Below are 18,493 nucleotides of genomic sequence, written 5' to 3' on the forward strand. Positions count from 1 at the left end.
CCTACTTTCCAGTAGGTTAGAGTCGGCCCACGACGGAAGGGACCGGCCATGACGACCTACTTCGTGACGGGCGCGACGGGCTTCATCGGGAAGCGCCTGGTCGCGCGCCTGCTGCGGCGGCCGGAGACGTCCGCCGTGTACGCGCTGGTCCGCGAAACCTCCCGCGAGCGCCTGGCCACGCCGGCCCAGGACTGGCCGGGCGCGGACAAGCTGCACCCGGTGGTCGGCGACCTCACCGAACCGCGGCTCGGCGTCGACCCCGCCGGGTTGCCGCACCTCGACCACGTCGTCCACCTCGGCGCGATCTACGACCTCACGGCCGGCGAAGAGGCCAACCGGCGTGCCAACGTCGAGGGCACCCGGCACCTGCTCGCCTTCGCCGCCGCGGCCGGGGCGGGGCTGGTGCACCACGTGTCCTCGATCGCCGTCGCGGGCGACCACGCCGGCCGGTTCACCGAGGCCGACTTCGACCTCGGGCAGCACTTCCCTTCGCCGTACCACGCGACGAAGTTCCAGGCCGAGAAGCTCGTCCGCGAGCAGTCGCTGCCCTTCCGCGTCTACCGGCCTTCGGCCGTCGTCGGCGACTCGCGCACGGGCGAGATGGACAAGGTCGACGGCCCGTACTACTTCCTCCCCGCGATCTCCCGGCTTTCCGCGTTGCCCGCGCGGCTGCCGCTCGCCGCGCCCGGCCTCGGCGCGACGAACCTGGTGCCGGTCGACTACGTCGTCGAGGCGATGGACCACCTGATGCACCGGGACGCGCCGTCCGGGGCGACCTACCACCTGGCCGCCGCGCGGCCGCAGCCGCTCAACTCCGTCTACAACGCCTTCGCGCGCGCCGCGGGCGGGCCGGTGATCCGGGCCGTGCTGCCGGCGCGGCCGTCCGGCGTGGTGCGGCGCGCCGGCACCCGGCTCGCGCACGCGGCGGCGTCCGGCGTCGACCGCGTGCCCGGCGGGCGGGCCGCCCGCGCCGCCGTCCTGGAAGAGCTGGGCATCCCCCTCGAAGTGCTGCCGCACCTGACGATGGACGTCGTCTTCGACACCGCGCGCACCACGACGGCGTTGTTCGGCAGCGGCGTCGAACTGCCCGAGCTGCGGGACTACGCGGCGCCGCTCTACCGGTACTGGCAGGCCCACCTCGACCCCGACCGCGCGCGCCGCGGGCACGGCCTGGCCGGGCGGACGGTGCTGGTCACCGGCGCGTCGTCCGGGATCGGCCGGGCGACGGCGCTCGCCGTGGCCCGCAAGGGCGCGAAGGTGGTCCTCGTGGCGCGCCGCGCGTCGGAACTCGACGAGGTGCGCGACGAGATCACCGCGGCCGGCGGCGTCGCGGCGGCGTACCCGTGCGACCTCACCGACGGCGACGCCGTCGACGCGCTGGTCAAGGACGTCCTGGGCGAGCACGGCGCGGTGGACATGCTGGTGAACAACGCGGGCCGGTCGATCCGGCGCTCGGTCGCGCTGTCCACGGAACGCTTCCACGACTACGAGCGCACGATGGCCATCAACTACTTCGGCCCGGTGCGGCTGATCCTCGGCTTCCTGCCGTCGATGGCCCAGCGGCGGTTCGGGCACGTCGTCAACGTGACGACCCAGGGCCTGCAGACCGACACCCCGCGCTTCTCCGCGTACCTGGCGTCGAAGGCGGCGCTGGAGGAGTTCGGGCTGACGGCCGGGCGCGAGACGCTCTCGGACGGGATCACGTTCACGTCCGTGCGGATGCCGCTGGTGCGGACACCGATGATCGCGCCGACCGGCTACCGCGGCATCCCGTCGAGCAGCCCCGAACGCGCGGCCGCGCTCGTGGTGAAGGCCCTGGAAGAGCGTCCGGAGATCCTCAGCCTGCCCGAAGGCCGGGCCGCCGAGCTGGCGACGCTCGCCGCGCCGAAGCTCGCCCGGTTCACCGCGCACCTCGCGTACCGCGCGATGCGGGAGTCCGCGCCGGAGGCCCGCGCCCTGCCCCGCCGGCCCGCGTCCGCGTCCGTCGCGTCGGCGGTGACCCGCCTGATTTGGCGCCGTCGTGCTTGATCCCCGCGAATCCCGCCCGAACGCTGGCTTCACGACGACGGTACTTCTACCCTCGCGCAAGTCCCGCACACCGGTGCGGGCGTGAACTGGGGAGTTCGCAATGTCCGTCAACCACGCTGGGGAACGAACCGCCGACGCCGACGAGCCGGCCGCCATCGGCACCGCCAGGTAGCCGGCGCTGCCGCGGCCGGGTGGTGGGGTTCATGCCGGTGACGGCCACGGCCGCTACCATCGCTGTCCGGGTGTGATCGGGAGCGGAAGGCGGGCAGGCGTGGACGTGGCGAGTCCTGCGCGCACCGCCGCGCCGGAGCCCCGGCCCGCCGAAACCACCCGGCCGCTGCTGCGGTGGGGCCTGCACGCCGGCTGGGTCGTGCTGCTCGCCCTCGCCACCGAACTGCGCGTCGGCCGGTTCGGCTTCCACCCCTCCGACCAGGGCTTCATCCTCGCCCAGGCCTGGCGCGTGCTGCAGGGGGAAGTCCCGCACGCCGACATCATTTCGGCGCGCCCGCTCGGGTCCGCCGTGCTGCACGTCGTCGACTTCGCGCTGCCGATGCCGCTGTTCTTCGGCTCCAGCTTCCTGTCGATGATCGAGATCATCGTCGCCACGATCGCCTTCGCCGCGCTCGTCACCCGCCGCCGGGTGCTCACCTGGGGGCCGGGCCTGACCGCGATGGTCGCCGCGGCGTCGCTGATCAACCTCAACGCCTTCCCGCTGATGGCCTGGCACACCGTCGACGGCATCGCGCTCACCGCGTGCGGCGCCTGGGCGCTCGACGCCGGTCTCACCAAGAACCTCGCGGTCGCCCGCCGCGGCGGGCTGGTGCTCCTCGGCTGCGCGGTGTTCGTCAAGCAGAGCTTCGTGCTGGCCGCGGTCATCGGCGTGCTGTGGCTGCTGCTGCACCCGGCCACCCGCGCCGGGACGCGCCGCGGGCTCCGGTTCGTTCTCGACCTCCTCGCGCTCGGCGCGCCCGGGCTGCTCTACGTCGCCTGGGTGAGCCTCGGCGGCGGGTTCGCCGAGATGGTCGAGCAGCTGACCGGCGGCGTGCCCGCCTACGGCGAACGGCTGCTCGGGCTCTGGCTCGAAGACCCCGAGGCGCTGACCCGCGCGCCCGTGCGCGAGCTGACCTTCTTCGCCGCGATCGCCGTCGTGCTGCTGGCCGTCCGGCTGCCCGGCGACCGGCTCGGCGCGGCCGGGCGCGCCGCGTCCTGGGTGCTGGTGCTCGCCGGCGCCGCGGCGGTGGCCTGGACGGTCGTCGACGGCCGGTTCACCGGTTCCTCGCGCTGGGCGGACGTCCTGTGGTGGATCGTCGCGGTCAGCGTGCCGGTGAACGCGGCCGTGCGGCGGAAGGTGCCGTGGGCCGGGCTGCTCGTGCTCGCCACGGGCTTCATGACCAGCCTGTCGTGGGGCAACGACACCCCCACGCTGCTCACCGGCACCCTCGCCCTGACGGCGTTGCTGCTGCTCAGCCAGGTCGTCCCGGCGCGGCCGCGGCTCACGCGCCGCTGGGTGACCGCCACGGCCGGCCTCACCGCGGTGGCCCTGTGCGGCTGGCTCGTCGTCGCGCAGCACGACCGCGCCGCCTACCTCGACGTCGGGCACGACCGGCTGACCGAGGACCTCGGCGACGTCACCCCGGCGATGGCGGGCATCCGCACGAACCCCTCGACGCACACGTTCGTCCGGCAGATCCGCGACTGCCTCGACCGCTTCCCCGCCGCGCGGACGGCGATCCTCCCGGACAGCCCGTTCGCCTACCCGGCGTTCGGCCTGCGCAACCCGTTCCCGCTGGAGTGGCCGCTGCCGCTGGAGATCGTCGGCGACGCGCCCGAGCGCATGCTCGCCACGGCCGACGAGCTCAACCGCCAAGGCGGCTACCTCGTGCTGTTCGAGACGGACTCGATCCGGATGCTCGCCACGGGCGGCCCGGTGCCGGAGTCGATCCCGCCCGACACGCCGGTGTTCGACTACCTGGGCCTGGAGAAGGCGATCCAGGGCCGGCTCACCGGACGGGCCGTCACCTGCGGCAGCTTCGTCGGGAAGTACGCGCCTTAGCTCTCCTCGCCCCGCACGAGGGCGAGCAGGCTCTCCGGAGCGTCGTCGCCGAAGAGGCTCTCGAGGACGACGGCGTCGTCGACCGGGTTCGCGCTGCGCAGGAACATGGTCTCTTCGTACTGCGCGATCGCGCCTTCGACGTCGCCCGGGTGCGCGGCGAGGGCCTGGCCCAGCTCCGCGCCGTCGAGCATGGCCAGGTTGGCGCCTTCGCCGTTCGGCGCCGTGAGGTGGGCGGCGTCGCCGACGAGGGTCACGCCCGGCACGCGGTCCCACCGCAGCCCGGCCGGCAGCGTGTAGTGGGGACGGAAGACCGGCGGGGTGTCCCCGTCGGTGATCAGCGCGAGCAGCTCCGGGGCCCAGCCTTCGAACTCCGCCGCGATCCGCGCGGCGGCCGCCGCGGGGTCGGTGAAATCGATGGCGGCGAACCAGTCCAGCGGCCGGTTGAGCACCACGTAGGTGTGCACGGTCTCGCCGCTTTCGCGGTGGGCGTTGATCCCGTCGTCGCGCGAGCCGCCGTGCGCGACCATCGACCCGCCGCCGACCGCCGCCGCGGTGGCGGGGTGCTTCGCGACGACGTCGAAGAGGTAGGTCTCGACGAAGGCCTCACCGGTGTACTCGGGCGTGGCGGCGGTGAGCAGCGGCCGGACCTTCGACCAGGCTCCGTCCGCGCCGACGAGCAGGTCCGTGACGACCGTGCCCCCGTCGGCGAAGGTCACCTCGTGGCGGCCGTCGTCGAGCGTGCGGGTGCCGCTGACCTTGTGGCCCCACCGGACGGTGCCTGCGGGGAGCGCGTCGAGCAGCATCCGCCGCAGCTCCCCGCGCTGCACTTCGGGACGGCCTCCCGTGCCGTCGTCGGCCTTCTCGAAGATCAGGTTCCCGTCCTGGTCCAGGATCCGCAACGCCTGGCGGCCCTCGAGCACGAGGTCCCGGAACCCGGCCACCAGGCCGGCGGCTTCGACGGCGAGCCGGCCGTTGTAGTCGTGGATGTCGAGCATCCCGCCCTGCATCCGCGCCATCGGCGAGTCCTCGGCTTCGTGGACCGTGGCCGGGATGCCGTGGACGTGCAGGACCCGGGCCAGGGTGAGGCCGCCGAGGCCGGCGCCGATGATCGTGACGTTCATGGGTGCTCCTTCGGTTCGTGCTGCGACAACCGAAGAGTGGCGCTGCTGCCTGGTGCGGGCCGCACACCGCGCTGGCACGCCGCTGGCAGGCCCTGTCAGCCGGCTCTGTCAGTCGGCGAGCAGGTCGTCCGGGCTGCCGCTCGCCAGCGTCGCGAGGACGTCGAGGGCCGGGCCGAGGATCTCCATGGGCGGCGCGGACACCGCGATCCGCACGGCGTTCGGCGCGTGGCCGGGCAGGACCGCGAAGGCCGCCGCCGGCAGCAGCGCGATGCCCCGGCGGGCCGCCGCCGCGACGAACGTCTCCGCGCGCCACTGCTCCGGCAGCTCCCACCAGCGGTGGTACGACGCCGCGTCGCCGCGCAGCCACGGCAGTTTCGCGGCCACGACCGACGCGCGTCCGGCGGCGTCCCGGCGTTTCGCGGCTTCGACCTCGGCCAGCGTTCCGGTGACGATCCACTGCGTCGCCGCCTCGACGGAGAAGCGCGACGCGGCCCACGCGCCCGAACGCACCGAGGACGCCAGCCGCGCGGTCCACGCGGGCGGCGTCACCAGGAATCCCGCGGTCAGGCCGGGTGCGACGCGCTTAGACAGGCTGTCGGCGAACACCGTCCGCTCCGGCGCGTACGCCGCGAACGGCCGGACGTCGTCGCGCAGGAACGTGTAGATGCCGTCCTCGATGACCGGCAGGTCCAGCCGGGCGACGACGTCGGCGAGCTCCTCGCGGCGCCGGGGCGGCATGGTCGTGCCGAGCGGGTTGTGCAGGGTCGGCTGGACGTAGAGCGCGCGGACCGGGCCGGCCGCGGCGAGGGCGGCCGGGACCAGGCCGGACTCGTCGGTCTCGATCGGCACCAGCTCCACGCCGAGGCGCGAGGCGAGCGCCTTGACCACCGGGTAGGTCAGCGACTCCACCGCGAGCCGCTCCCCCACCGGCACGAACGCGGCGATCGCCGCCGCGATGGCCTGCCTGCCGTTGCCGGTGAACAGGACCGTCGCCGGGTCGGGCCGCCAGTCGCCGCGGGTGAGCGACGCGGCCGCCGCGTCGCGGGCCGCCGGGGTGCCCGCGGCGCCGATCGGGTGCAGGGCCGCGGTGAGGACATCAGTGCGCAGCAACGGTTCCAGCGCCTTCGCCAGCCGCGCCGACTGGTCCGGCAGGACCGCGAAGTTGAGCTCGAGGTCGACGCGGGCGTCACCGGGCTCGGCGAGCGCGGGCTCGGGTGCCGGTTTCGCGGCCCGGACGAACGTGCCGCGGCCGACCTCCCCGACGGCCAGGCCACGCCGGACGAGCTCGCCGTAGACGCGGGCCGCGGTCGAGCCGGCGATACCGCGCTGGCGCGCGAACCGGCGTTGCGGCGGGAGCCGGTCGCCGGGCCGCAGCCGGCCGGCCTCGATGTCGGCGGCGAGGGCGTCCGCGACGACGCGGTAGTCGTCCACTGTGTCCCTTCCGCCTGCGGTCCGTCGGTCAGCATGATCTCACGCTGGAACCGGCGGGACACGGACCCGCGGCCGCCCTGCACGTCCACCGCAGCACGCTGCCGTCCCCCTGTACCCGGCGTGCTCAGCCGCTAAGTTGGCGGTGGAGGTGCCATGACCGACAAGACCTGGGCCGAAGTAGACGACTACCTCACCGGCGCGCTGCTCGCCGCCGACCCGGTGCTCGACGCCGCGCTCGCCGACTCGGCCGCCGCCGGGTTGCCTCACATCGCCGTCGCCCCCAACCAGGGCAAACTGCTCAACCTGCTCGCCCGCCTCGCCGGCGCCCGCTCGATCCTCGAGATCGGCACGCTCGGCGGGTACAGCACGATCTGGCTCGCCCGCGCGCTCCCGTCCGGCGGCAAGCTCGTGACCTGCGAATACGAGCCACGGCACGCCGAAGTCGCGCGGGCCAACCTGGCCAGGGCGGGCTTCGGCGAGGACGTCGTCGACATCCGGGTCGGCGCCGCGCTCGACACGCTGCCCGGGCTGAGCGGGCCGTTCGACTTCGTCTTCGTCGACGCCGACAAGAACAACCTCGCCAACTACGTGCGCGCGGTGCTCCCGCTTACGCGGCCGGGCACGACGATCGTGGTCGACAACGTCGTCCGGCAGGGTGCCGTCGCCGACGCGGCGAGCACGGACCCGAACGTCGTCGGCGCGCGGGAGATGTTCGATCTCCTCGCCGCCGAAGACCGGATCGACGCGACCGCCGTCCAGACCGTGGGCTCGAAGGGCCACGACGGGTTCGTGCTCGGCATCGTCCGCTGACTCACCGCGGCGGCCGCACCACGGGCACCGGCCGGCCCTGGTGCGCCGCCGCCATGAAGCCGCGCCAGACGTCGGCCGGGACGACGTCGCCGGTCAGCTTGGCGCCGTTCGCGTCGGTCAGCCGCCGGTCGTCGTCGGAGCCGATCCAGACTGCCGTCGCCAACTGCGGGGTGTAGCCGACGGCCCAGGCGTCCTGGAAGTCCGGGCTGGTGCCGTGCTCGGCCTCGCCGGTGCGCAGTGCGGCACTCCCGCCCGTGGTCAGCGTGCCCGTGACGTCCTCGGCGATGCGGCGGCTGTCGTCGCCGGTTTCGTCGAAGGCGGGGCGCGCGGTGTCGGTGTGCTCCCAGACGACCGCGCCGCTCTCGTCCCGGACCCGCGCCACCAGGTGCGGCGTCGTGCGCTGCCCGTCGTTCGCGAAGGTCGCGTAGGCGCCCGCCATGTCCAGAGGCCGCAGCGGGTACCGGCCGATCGCGATGCCGGCCCCGATGAGGTAGCCGTCCTTCTCCCGCATCGTCGGCGTGCCGTCGACGGTCTCGGGGATGCCGGCCTGGCGCGCGGCGTCGCTCAGCGCGTCCGGGCCGAGCTTCTTCGCCAGCGCGACGAACGGGCCGTCGGCGTGGGCCTGCATCGCCACGCGCGGAGTGCACTTCGGGCCGCAGACCTCGGGGTACTTGAACTTCTCGCCGAGGAACTCCTGTTCCTCCGGCGCCGGGACCGGCACGTCCGGGCCGTAGCCGCGGCGCAGGGCGGCGGCGAGCGTGAAGGGGTAGAACGCCGAGCCGGCCGCGTGCGGGGTGCTCGCGTAGTCGCGGACGCCCTGGTCGCCGCCCTGGTAGGCGCGGACGGCGCCGCTCTTCGGGTCGACGGAGACGACGGCCCCTCGGAACTCCTTCGGTTCGCCCTTCAGCCGGTCCTGCAGGGTCTTGCGGGCGGCGTCCTGCAGGCCGCGGTCGAGCGTCGTCTCGACGGTCATGTTCCCCTGCTGCAGCCGACCGAGCGGGAAGCCGTCCTGCTCCAGTTCGGCCAGGACCTGCTGCTTGATGTGGAACTCGTCGTAGGTGAGGCGGCCCGCGCGGGTCTCCGACGGCGGCTGGATCCCGGCGCCGGGGTAGGCCATCGGCTCGTCGCTCTTCACGTAACCGCGGGTTTTGAGCTTGTCGCGCACGTACTCCCAGCGCCGCGCGGCGTGGGCGTCGCCGGACGCGGCGGGGTCGTGCACCGACGGCGACTGGATCATCCCGGCCAGGAAGGCGGCCTCGCTCCAGGTGATCGAGTCGTCGAGCCGCTTGCCGAAGTAGGCGTTCATCGCCGCGGCGGGCCCGAACGTGCCGCGGCCGAAGGAGATGATGTTGACGTAGCTCTCGAAGATCTGTTCCTTGCTCTGTTCCTGGGTGATCTTCGTGGCCAGCACGAGCTCGGCGAACTTGCGCCCGATCGTGGCGTCGTCGTCGCCGGTGGACTTCTTGATGTACTGCTGCGTGATCCCGGACCCGCCGCCGACGCCGGTGAGGAACGCGCGGCCGATGCCGGTCGGGTCGAAGCCCTGGTTGTCCCAGAAGGTCGGGTCTTCGGTCGCGATGATGGCGTCGCGCAGCTTCTCGGGCACCTGCGCGTACGGCACGAAGGTCCGGTCGCCGTCGGCGGGGATGACCTTGAGCAGCTCGGACCCGTCGGAATACTCGAGCACGACGGTCTTGTCGAGCCCGGCGAGGACTTCCTGCGGGCTGCGGACGTCGAGGACGAGGTAGGCGACCCAGAAGGCGATCAGCGGGACGCCGACGAGCAGCCCGGAGGTCCAGTACCCGATCCGCCGGATCCGCCGCCACCGCCGTCGGCGCGGGGTGTCCGGCTGTTCGGCTTCTTCGTCGTTTTCCTCGGTCACCAAGGTCACGAACGGATGACGGCCGAACGGGTGAGAAGGTTCTGTGGAGAACTAACGAGGTTGTTCGAATCCTGTCAAGACGACTCAGGCCAGGAAGGCCCGAAGCAGCGACGCCGTGCCTTCGATGTGCTCCGCCATCGCCTGCCGCGCGGCCACCGCGTCGCCGGCCAGGATCGCGTCGACGATCGCTTCGTGCTGGGCGTTCGAGTGCTCGAGGTTGGGCGGCAGCAGCGGGATGCGGTCGAGCAGCTGGTTGACGCGGGTGCGCGCGTCGGCCATCGCCGTGGTCAGCGAGCCGGAGGCGGTGACCTCGGCGATCGCCAGGTGCAGGCGGGAGTCCCTGCGGCGGTAGTCGTCGAGGTTCGCGCCCGACGCCTCGGCGAGCGTGCCGGTGAGGTGCTGCCGGTCGGCCGGGCTCAGCGAGCGCGCGGCGGCCATCTCCGCGGCCCCCGTCTCGAGGACGTACCGGAGGCACAGCGCGTCCTCCAGGCCGACGGCGTCGATCTCGCCGTCGGGCTCGGGCGGGCCGGGCAGGGTGTCGTTCACGAAGGTGCCGCCGTACCGCCCTCGCCGTGACTCGACGTAACCGGCGTCGGAGAGGGCACGGATGGCCTCGCGGAGCGTCACGCGGCTGACCCCGAGCCGCTCGGCGAGCTCGCGTTCCGACGGCAGCCGCTCCCCCGCGCCGACCACCCCGAGCCGGATGGCCTGCAGGAGCCGCTCGACGGTCTCCTCGAAGGCGTTGCCCGCGCGGACCGGCCGGAACAGCGCTTCCCCGGCATTCACCACCGACGTCGACTCCATCCCGCGAGTTTAGGCCGCACTCACGGAGTGGTGCCGGGAACGCGAGACAGTCACACTGTGTCGACGATGTCAGCGGCGAACGTTCGCGCTGCGGAAAACCGGTGGAACCGGACGGCCACGGTCGGCGACCATGGGACGACCGACACCGAACATCGACGCAGGGGGCGATCCGGTGCATTTCCTGATGGCGGAAGACCTGGTGCACGAACGCGAGGACGAGCTGCGCCACGGCGTGCGCAGCGACGCCTCCGGCCGGGAGGCGCCGCTCAGACGGATCGGCACGAGGAAGCAGCAGCTCGGCTGGACCCTCGTGGAGGTGGGGCTGAAGCTGGCCACGGAGGACGAACGGCGGAGCTGATCAGCACTCGATGACGTTCACCGCCAGGCCGCCGCGGGCCGTCTCCTTGTACTTGACGCTCATGTCCGCGCCCGTCTCGCGCATCGTCTTGATCGCCTTGTCCAGGGTCACCACGTGGCTGCCGTCGCCGCGCATCGCCATCCTCGCCGCGTGGATCGCCTTCGACGCTCCCACCGCGTTGCGCTCGATGCACGGGATCTGGACCAGTCCGCCGACCGGGTCGCACGTCAGGCCGAGGTGGTGCTCCACGCCGATCTCCGCCGCGTTCTCCACCTGGGCCGGCGAGCCGCCGAGGACCTCGGTCAAGCCCGCTGCCGCCATCGCCGACGCCGAACCGACCTCGCCCTGGCAGCCGACTTCGGCGCCGGAGATCGAGCCCGTCTGCTTGAGGATCGAGCCGATCGCGCCCGCGGTGAGCAGGAACGTCACGATGCCGTCGTCCGACGAGTGCCGGATGAACCGCTGGTAGTAGTGCAGCACGGCCGGGATGATCCCCGCGGCGCCGTTGGTCGGCGCGGTGACCACGCGGCCGCCCGCGGCGTTCTCCTCGTTGACGGCCAAGGCGTACAGGCTCACCCAGTCCATCGCGTACAGCGGGTCGTCCGCGCCGTCCTCGGCCAGGAGCTTTTCGTACAGCGAACGCGCGCGCCGCGGCACTTTCAGGCCACCCGGCAGGACGCCTTCGTGCGTGCAGCCGTTGCGGACGCACTCCGCCATGACCGCCCAGATCGCCAGCAGCCCGTCGCGCACCTCCTCGCGCGAACGCCAGGACAGTTCGTTCGCCAGCATGATCTCGCTGATCGGCAGCCCGGTCTCCGCGCAGTGCCCGAGCAGGTCCGCGCCGGTGCGGAACGGGTACGGCACCGGCGTCGAGTCCTCGACGAATACCGTGTCGGTCTCGTACGACTCGTCGCGGACGAAGCCGCCGCCGACCGAGTAGTACGTCCGCTCCCGCAGCAGGCCACCGGACGCGTCGAACGCGCGGAACACCATGCCGTTCGGGTGCGCCGGCAGCGACTTGCGGCGGTGCATGGTGAGGTCGTTGTCCTCGTCGAACGCGATCTCGTGCGTGCCGCCCAGGAGGAGGCGCCCGGACTCGCGGATCGCCGCGATGCGGCCCGGCACGGTGTCGGTGTCGATCTCTTCGGGCCGGTCACCGGAAAGTCCCAGCAGGACGGCTTTGTCGCTGCCGTGGCCGAAGCCGGTCGCGCCGAGCGAGCCGAACAGCTCGGCCTGGACGCGGGCCGTGCGGCCGAGGTCGTCGCCGAGTCCGTCCACAAAGGTCCGGGCGGCCCGCATCGGCCCGACGGTGTGCGAGCTCGACGGCCCGATCCCGATCGAAAACAGGTCGAAGACGCTGATCGCCATTGATCCGCCCCTTCCTATCGCGCCAGCAGGGAGCTGGCTTCTTGCGCGGCCGGGCCCTGGTCGGCGAGGTGCCGCAGGTTGTCCGGCAGCTCCTCCCCACGGTAGCCCTTGGTCTGGGCGTAGAGCCGTCCCGCGCGGTACGACGATCGCACCAGCGGACCGGCCATCACACCCGCGAAGCCCATCGCCTCCGCCGCCTTCGAATGCTCCACGAACTCCTCCGGCTTCACCCACCGATCCACCGGATGATGCCGCGGCGAGGGACGCAAGTACTGCGTGATCGTCAGGATCTCGCACCCGGCGTCGACGAGGTCCTGCATCGCCGGAGCCACCTCGTCCGGGGTCTCACCCATACCCAGGATCAGGTTCGACTTCGTCACCAAACCGGCCTCACGCGCCGCCGTGATGACCTCCAGCGAACGCGCATAGCGGAACCCGGGACGGATCCGCTTGAAAATCCGCGGCACCGTCTCCACGTTGTGCGCCAAGACCTCCGGCCGCGAGCCGAACACCTCACCCAGCTGCGCGGGATCGGCGTTGAAATCCGGGATCAGCAGCTCCACACCGGTACCCGGGTTCAACGCGTGAATCTGGCGCACAGTCTCCGCGTACAGCCACGCGCCACCGTCTTCAAGGTCATCACGGGCGACGCCGGTGACCGTGGAGTACCGCAGCCCCATGGCCTGCACCGACTCCGCGACCTTCCGCGGCTCGGTCCGGTCAAGGGCGGCGGGCTTGCCGGTGTCGATCTGGCAGAAGTCACACCGACGCGTGCATTGATCCCCACCGATCAGGAACGTGGCCTCACGGTCCTCCCAGCACTCATAGATATTGGGACACCCCGCCTCTTCACACACCGTGTGGAGACCTTCGCGACGCACCAGACCCTTGAGCTCGGTGAACTCCGGACCCATCCGCACCCGCGTCTTGATCCACGACGGCTTCTTCTCGATCGGCGTCTCACTGTTGCGAACCTCGAGACGCAGCAGCTTCCGCCCCTCGGGCAGCGCGCTCATCGCGAAAGGTCCGCGTACAGGGGGTGCTTCTTGGCGAGGGTCTCGACGCGGTCGCGCAGCTTCGAGCGCACGGCGTCGTCGAAGTCCGGCTTCAGGGCCTCGGCGATGACGTCGGCGACCTCGGTGAAGTCCTCGGCCCGGAAGCCGCGCGTGGCGAGTGCCGGGGTACCGATCCGCAGGCCGGAGGTGATCATCGGCGGGCGCGGGTCGAACGGGACGGCGTTGCGGTTGACCGTGATGCCGACCTCGTGCAGCCGGTCCTCGGCCTGCTGACCGTCCAGAGTGGACTGAACGAGGTCGACGAGCACCAGGTGGACGTCGGTGCCGCCGGTCAGCACGCGCACACCGGCGTCAGCGCAGTCCGCCTGCGACAGCCGCGCGGCCAGGATGCGCGAACCCTCGAGGGTGCGCTCCTGGCGCTCGCGGAACTCGTCGCTCGCGGCGATCTTCAGCGCGACGGCCTTGGCCGCGATGACGTGCTCCAGCGGGCCGCCCTGCTGGCCGGGGAACACCGCCGAGTTGATCTTCTTCGCCAGCTCCTCGCGGCTGAGGATGAGCCCGCCGCGGGGACCACCGAGGGTCTTGTGCGTGGTCGTCGTGACGATGTCGGCGTGCGGCACCGGCGACGGGTGCAGACCGGCCGCGACCAGCCCGGCGAAGTGCGCCATGTCCACCATCAGGCGGGCACCCACGAGATCCGCGATGCGGCGGAACTCGGCGAAGTCGAGTTGACGCGGGTAGGCGGACCAGCCGGCGATGATCAGCTTCGGCTCGTGCTCGACGGCCAGCCGCTCGATCTCGGCCAGGTCGACGATCCCGGTCTCCTTGTCGACGTGGTACGCGACGACGTTGTACAGCTTGCCCGAGAAGTTGATCTTCATCCCGTGCGTCAGGTGGCCGCCGTGCGCCAGGTCGAGGCCGAGGATCGTGTCGCCCGGCTTGAGCACGGCGAACATCGCGGCCGCGTTGGCCTGCGCACCCGAGTGCGGCTGGACGTTGGCGTGCTCGGCGCCGAAGAGGGCCTTCGCGCGGTCGATGGCGAGCTGCTCGACGACGTCGACGTGCTCGCAGCCGCCGTAGTAGCGACGGCCGGGGTAGCCCTCGGCGTACTTGTTGGTCAGCACCGAGCCCTGCGCCTCGAGCACGCCCACCGGGGCGAAGTTCTCGGAGGCGATCATCTCCAGGGTGGACTGCTGGCGGGTGAGCTCGTCGGCGACGGCCGCCGCGACCTCGGGGTCGACGTCGGCGAGGTGGGCGTCGAAGGTCGTCATCAGTTCTCCTGGGTGAGCGCGGCGTAGGCGGCGGCGTCGAGCAGTTCCGGCACGTCGCCGGAGAGACGCACCTTCAGCAGCCAGCCTTCCGTGTACGGGTCTTCGTTGATGACCTCGGGGCGGTCCGATGTGGCCTCGTTCACCTCGACGACCTCGCCGGAGACCGGCGCGTACAGCTCGCTGACCGACTTGGTCGACTCGACCTCGCCGAACACCTCGCCCGCGGTCACCGTCGAACCGGCGTCGGGCAGCTGGACGAACACGATGTCACCGAGCGACTCGGCGGCGAAGGCGGTGATGCCGACGGTGGCGACGCCGTCCTCGACCGACAGCCACTCGTGTTCCTTGGTGTACTTCAGGTTCTCGGGGATGCTCACAGCTGGGGGTCCTTTACGCGCGGGAGTAGAAGGGCAGGGCGACGACCTCGACGGGCTCGATCCTGCCCCGGATGTCGACGGACAGCTCGGTGCCGGGCTCGGTGTACGCCCGATCGACGTACGCCATGGCGATCGGGTACCCCAGCGTGGGCGACAGCGCGCCGCTGGTGACCTCGCCGATCTCGACGCCGTCGGCCAGCAGCTTGTAGCCGTGCCGCGGCGCGCGGCGACCCGCGCCCTTGAGCCCGACCCGCACGCGCGGGACGTCGGCCTTTGACCGCTCCTCGAGAGCGGCGCGGCCGACGAAGTCGCCCGGCTTCTCGAACTTGACCACGCGGCCGAGCCCGGCTTCGAACGGGCTCTGGTCGAGGGTGAGTTCGTTGCCGTACAACGGCATCCCGGCTTCCAGCCGCAGCGTGTCGCGGCAGGCCAGGCCGGCCGGGACCAGGCCGTGGCCCTCGCCCGCCTCGGTGAGGATGCGCCAGACCGCCGGTGCCTCGTCCGCGGGCACGAACAGCTCGAAGCCGTCCTCGCCGGTGTAGCCGGTGCGGGCGAGCAGGACTTCGTGGCCCTTCACGACCGCCGGGACGCTCGCGTAGTACTTGAGCGCGGCCAGGTCGGCGTCGGTCACCGCGCCGAGGATCGCCGCGGCGTTCGGGCCCTGGACGGCGATCAGGGCCGTGGTTTCGGACTTGTCGTCCACGACGGCGTCGAAGCCCGCGACCCGCTCGGCCAGGGCGTCCGCGACGACCTGCGCGTTGCCCGCGTTCGCGACGACCAGGTAGTGCTCGTCGGCGAGCCGGTAGACGACCAGGTCGTCCAGGACCCCGCCGGAAGCGTCGCAGATCATCGTGTACCGCGCGCGGCCCGGCTTGACCCCGGTCAGGTTGCCGACCAGCGCGAAGTCCAGGACGTCGGCCGCCTGCTTGCCGGTGACGTGGATCTCGGCCATGTGCGAGAGGTCGAACAGCCCGGCCGCCTCGCGGACGGCCTTGTGCTCGGCCAGCTCGCTGGCGTAGCGGACCGGCATGGACCAGCCGGCGAAGTCGGTGAACAGCGCACCGAGTCCCTTGTGGACTCCGTGCAGGGAGGTTTCCTTCGACACTGTCAGCCTTCGTAAGCGTTGAGGGGCGGGCAGGAGCAGACGAGGTTGCGGTCGCCGCGGGCGCCGTCGATGCGGCGGACCGGCGGCCAGTACTTGTGCTTGCGCGACACCCCGGCCGGGTACACGGCCAGCTCGCGGTCGTAGGCCTTGTCCCACTCCCCGACCAGCGTCTCCGCGGTGTGCGGGGCTCCCCGCAGCGGCGAGTCCTCCGCACTCCACTTGCCGGAAGCGACCTCGTCGATCTCGGCGCGGATGGCGATCATCGCGGCGATGAACCGGTCGATCTCGCCGAGGTCCTCGGACTCGGTCGGCTCGACCATCAGCGTGCCCGCGACCGGGAACGACATGGTCGGCGCGTGGAAGCCGTAGTCGATGAGCCGCTTCGCGACGTCGTCGACCGTCACGCCGGTTTCCTTGGTGAGCTGGCGCAGGTCGAGGATGCACTCGTGCGCGACCAGGCCGTCCTGGCCGGTGTAGAGCACGGGGTAGTGCGGGGCCAGGCGCGAGGCGACGTAGTTCGCGGCCAGCACGGCGACCTTCGTCGCGGCGGTCAGGCCGGGCGCGCCCATCATCCGGACGTAGGCCCAGGAGATCGGCAGGATCGACGCCGAGCCGTACGGCGCGCCGCTGATCGGGCCGACGCCGGTCCCGGGACCGGCGGCGTCGAGCAGCGGGTGGTTCGGCAGGTACGGCGCGAGGTGCGCGCGCACCGCGACCGGGCCGACGCCCGGGCCGCCACCGCCGTGCGGGATGCAGAAGGTCTTGTGCAGGTTCAGGTGCGAGACGTCGCCGCCGAACTCGCCCGGCTTGGCCAGGCCCAGCAGGGCGTTGAGGTTCGCGCCGTCGACGTACACCTGGCCGCCGCCGTCGTGGACGATCTTGGCCAGCTCGTCGATCGAGTGCTCGTAGACACCGTGCGTGGACGGGTAGGTGACCATGATCGCGGCGAGGGTGTCGCGGTGGGTGTCCACCTTGGACCGCAGGTCGGCGAGGTCGACGTTGCCCTCATCGGTGCACTTCACGACGACCACGCGCATCCCGGCGAGCACCGCGGAAGCCGCGTTGGTGCCGTGCGCCGACGACGGGATCAGGCAGACGTCCCGGGCTTCGTCGCCGTTCGCGCGGTGGTACGCGCGGATCGCGAGGAGCCCGGCCAGCTCGCCCTGGCTGCCCGCGTTCGGCTGGAGCGACACCTTGTCGTAGCCGGTGACCTCGGCCAGCCAGCCGGCGAGCTGCTCGACGAGGACGTGGTAGCCCTCGGCGTCCTCGGCCGGGGCGAACGGGTGGATGCCGGCGAACTCGCGCCAGCTGATCGGCTCCATCTCGGTGGTGGCGTTGAGCTTCATCGTGCAGGAGCCGAGCGGGATCATGCCGCGGTCGAGCGCGTAGTCGAGGTCGGACAGCTTGCGCAGGTAGCGCAGCATCGCCGTCTCGGAGCGGTGGGTGCCGAAGACCTCGTGGCCCATGAAGCCGCTCTCGCGGGCCAGGCCGTTCGGCAGCGCGACGCTGTCCTGGGCCTCTTCCTCGACGCCGAACGCGCGCAGGACCTTCGCCGTGATCGCGGGGGTGCTGACCTCGTCGAACGCGACGCGGACGTGGTCGGCGTCGACGTGGCCGAGGTTGATCCCGGCCTCGCGGGCGGCCGCGTGGACCTCGGCGGCCTGCCCCGGGACGCGCGCGACGACCGTGTCGAAGAACGACTCGTGGACGACCTCGACGCCGGTCTTGCGCAGCGCCTCGGCGAAGCCCGCGGCCAGGCCGTGGACGCGCTGGGCGATCTTCTTCAGGCCGTCCGGGCCGTGGTAGACCGCGTACATCGCGGCCAGCACGGCCGGGAGCACCTGCGCCGTGCAGATGTTGGAGGTCGCCTTCTCGCGGCGGATGTGCTGCTCACGGGTCTGCAGCGCCAGCCGGTAAGCCGGATTGCCGTCGGCGTCGACCGAGACCCCGACCAGGCGCCCGGGCAGCGAGCGCTCGAGCCCGGCGCGGACGGACATGTACCCGGCGTGCGGGCCGCCGTAGCCGAGCGGGACGCCGAAGCGCTGCGTCGAGCCCGCGGCGACGTCGGCGCCGAACTCGCCGGGTGAGGTGATCAGGGTGAGCGCGAGGAGGTCGGCGGCGACGGTGAACAGCGCGCCCGCGGCCTTCGCCGACTCGGAAATCGCGTGGTAGAAGCCGCGGCCGCGCAGCACGCCGGACGCGCCGGGGTACTGGACGACGACGCCGAAGAACTCGTCCGGCAGGCCGGTGAGCAGGTCGCGGACCTCGACCTCGATGCCGAGGGCCTCGACGCGGGTCCGGACGACCGCGATGGTCTGCGGCAGGCACTCGGCGTCGAGGACGACCTTGTTCGACTTCGACTTGGACGCGCGGCGCATCAGCGTGACGGCCTCGGCGACGGCGGTCGACTCGTCCAGCAGCGAGGCGTTCGCGGTGGCCAGACCGGTCAGGTCGGCGACCATCGTCTGGAAGTTGAGGAGGGCTTCGAGCCGGCCCTGGGAGATCTCCGGCTGGTAGGGCGTGTACGCCGTGTACCAGGCCGGGTTCTCGAGGACGTTGCGGCGGATCACGCCCGGGGTGACGGTGTCGGAGTAGCCGAGGCCGATCATCTGCGTCATCGGCCGGTTGCGCGCGGCGAGGGCGCGCAGCTCCGCGGTGGCGTCCTCTTCGGACGCGGCGGGCGGAAGGGTGAGTTCCTTCGTCGCGCGGATGGCGCTCGGCACGGCGGCGCCGACGAGGGCGTCCAGGCTGCCGTAGCCGCACTCGGCCAGCATCTTCGCGCGTTCGGCCTCGGACGGGCCGATGTGGCGGGCGTCGAACTGCGTTGAGGTGATGGGGAGCTCCTCGGGCCTGGGCACACAGCGGTGCG

General features: G+C 72.2%; 14 protein-coding genes. 4 read left to right on the forward strand and 10 right to left on the reverse strand.

The annotated features are described in order from the left end of the window. Positions 1-48 precede the first annotated feature (48 nt). Together ACYVLJ_RS32565 and ACYVLJ_RS32570 are read left to right on the forward strand one after the other, a co-directional pair. Positions 49-2,028 carry an SDR family oxidoreductase gene (locus ACYVLJ_RS32565; protein WP_460441548.1) on the forward strand — a complete coding sequence of 660 codons (1,980 nt, stop codon included), beginning with the start codon at positions 49-51 and terminating at the stop codon, positions 2,026-2,028. Positions 2,029-2,299: 271 nt separating this feature from the next. Continuing rightward, positions 2,300-4,081 (forward strand): hypothetical protein, encoded by a 1,782-nt coding sequence (locus ACYVLJ_RS32570; protein ID WP_460441549.1) that lies wholly within the window; start codon positions 2,300-2,302, stop codon positions 4,079-4,081. On the opposite strand, the gene ACYVLJ_RS32575 is transcribed toward ACYVLJ_RS32570, so the two are convergent. Continuing rightward, entirely contained in the window at positions 4,078-5,202 is a 1,125-nt protein-coding gene (locus ACYVLJ_RS32575) for an FAD-dependent oxidoreductase (RefSeq protein WP_460441550.1), read from the reverse strand. The two genes, ACYVLJ_RS32570 and ACYVLJ_RS32575, sit on opposite strands and share 4 nt — an antisense overlap. Positions 5,203-5,310: 108 nt before the next feature. Further along, a complete protein-coding gene (locus ACYVLJ_RS32580; RefSeq protein WP_460441551.1) occupies positions 5,311-6,633 on the reverse strand; it encodes an aminotransferase-like domain-containing protein in 1,323 nt (440 codons plus the stop codon). A 153-nt stretch (positions 6,634-6,786) separates the two neighbouring features. Between ACYVLJ_RS32580 and ACYVLJ_RS32585 the strand changes: the two genes are divergently transcribed. Then, positions 6,787-7,443 (forward strand): O-methyltransferase, encoded by a 657-nt coding sequence (locus tag ACYVLJ_RS32585; RefSeq protein WP_460441552.1) that lies wholly within the window; start codon positions 6,787-6,789, stop codon positions 7,441-7,443. A gap of 1 nt (position 7,444) precedes the next feature. On the opposite strand, the gene ACYVLJ_RS32590 is transcribed toward ACYVLJ_RS32585, so the two are convergent. Both ACYVLJ_RS32590 and ACYVLJ_RS32595 read right to left on the reverse strand, forming a co-directional pair. Further along, positions 7,445-9,334 (reverse strand): transglycosylase domain-containing protein, encoded by a 1,890-nt coding sequence (locus ACYVLJ_RS32590; RefSeq protein ID WP_460441553.1) that lies wholly within the window; start codon positions 9,332-9,334, stop codon positions 7,445-7,447. A 75-nt stretch (positions 9,335-9,409) separates the two neighbouring features. Beyond that, a complete protein-coding gene (locus tag ACYVLJ_RS32595) occupies positions 9,410-10,129 on the reverse strand; it encodes a FadR/GntR family transcriptional regulator (RefSeq protein WP_460441554.1) in 720 nt (239 codons plus the stop codon). 130 nt (positions 10,130-10,259) lie between these two features. Between ACYVLJ_RS32595 and ACYVLJ_RS32600 the strand changes: the two genes are divergently transcribed. Further along, positions 10,260-10,487 (forward strand): hypothetical protein, encoded by a 228-nt coding sequence (locus ACYVLJ_RS32600; RefSeq protein ID WP_451974898.1) that lies wholly within the window; start codon positions 10,260-10,262, stop codon positions 10,485-10,487. Here the strand turns inward: ACYVLJ_RS32600 and ACYVLJ_RS32605 are convergent, their stop codons facing one another. From ACYVLJ_RS32605 to gcvP, 6 genes are read right to left on the reverse strand one after another with little or no spacing between them, the layout of a single operon-like run. Next, a complete protein-coding gene (locus tag ACYVLJ_RS32605; protein ID WP_460441555.1) occupies positions 10,488-11,855 on the reverse strand; it encodes a serine dehydratase alpha family protein in 1,368 nt (455 codons plus the stop codon). 14 nt (positions 11,856-11,869) lie between these two features. Further along, positions 11,870-12,871 (reverse strand): lipoyl synthase, encoded by a 1,002-nt coding sequence (gene lipA / locus ACYVLJ_RS32610; protein ID WP_460441556.1) that lies wholly within the window; start codon positions 12,869-12,871, stop codon positions 11,870-11,872. Continuing rightward, complete coding sequence (gene glyA / locus ACYVLJ_RS32615; RefSeq protein WP_451974904.1) at positions 12,868-14,142, reverse strand: serine hydroxymethyltransferase; 1,275 nt, start codon at positions 14,140-14,142, stop codon at positions 12,868-12,870. The genes lipA and glyA overlap by 4 nt, the downstream gene beginning before the upstream one ends. Then, entirely contained in the window at positions 14,142-14,519 is a 378-nt protein-coding gene (gcvH, locus tag ACYVLJ_RS32620; protein ID WP_460441557.1) for a glycine cleavage system protein H, read from the reverse strand. Before gcvH ends, glyA begins: the two co-directional genes overlap by 1 nt. 13 nt (positions 14,520-14,532) lie before the next feature. Continuing rightward, the gene (gcvT, locus tag ACYVLJ_RS32625) at positions 14,533-15,624 is read right to left on the reverse strand and encodes a glycine cleavage system aminomethyltransferase GcvT (RefSeq protein ID WP_460441558.1); all 1,092 of its coding nucleotides are present in this window, start codon (positions 15,622-15,624) and stop codon (positions 14,533-14,535) included. A 2-nt stretch (positions 15,625-15,626) separates the two neighbouring features. Next, positions 15,627-18,458, reverse strand: a complete 2,832-nt coding sequence (gcvP, locus tag ACYVLJ_RS32630) for an aminomethyl-transferring glycine dehydrogenase (protein WP_460441622.1) — start codon at positions 18,456-18,458, stop codon at positions 15,627-15,629. Positions 18,459-18,493: the final 35 nt, after the last annotated feature.

The organism is Amycolatopsis stemonae, assembly GCF_054781455.1.

Excerpts from the sequence above, each read along its gene's own strand:
- ACYVLJ_RS32575 (WP_460441550.1), bottom strand. The coding sequence starts at position 5,202 with ATGAACGTCACGATCATCGGCGCCGGCCTCGGCGGCCTCACCCTGGCC.
- lipA (WP_460441556.1), bottom strand. The coding sequence starts at position 12,871 with ATGAGCGCGCTGCCCGAGGGGCGGAAGCTGCTGCGTCTCGAGGTTCGC.
- ACYVLJ_RS32605 (WP_460441555.1), bottom strand. The coding sequence starts at position 11,855 with ATGGCGATCAGCGTCTTCGACCTGTTTTCGATCGGGATCGGGCCGTCG.
- ACYVLJ_RS32585 (WP_460441552.1), top strand. The coding sequence starts at position 6,787 with ATGACCGACAAGACCTGGGCCGAAGTAGACGACTACCTCACCGGCGCG.
- ACYVLJ_RS32600 (WP_451974898.1), top strand. The coding sequence starts at position 10,260 with ATGGGACGACCGACACCGAACATCGACGCAGGGGGCGATCCGGTGCAT.
- glyA (WP_451974904.1), bottom strand. The coding sequence starts at position 14,142 with ATGACGACCTTCGACGCCCACCTCGCCGACGTCGACCCCGAGGTCGCG.
- ACYVLJ_RS32565 (WP_460441548.1), top strand. The coding sequence starts at position 49 with ATGACGACCTACTTCGTGACGGGCGCGACGGGCTTCATCGGGAAGCGC.
- ACYVLJ_RS32595 (WP_460441554.1), bottom strand. The coding sequence starts at position 10,129 with ATGGAGTCGACGTCGGTGGTGAATGCCGGGGAAGCGCTGTTCCGGCCG.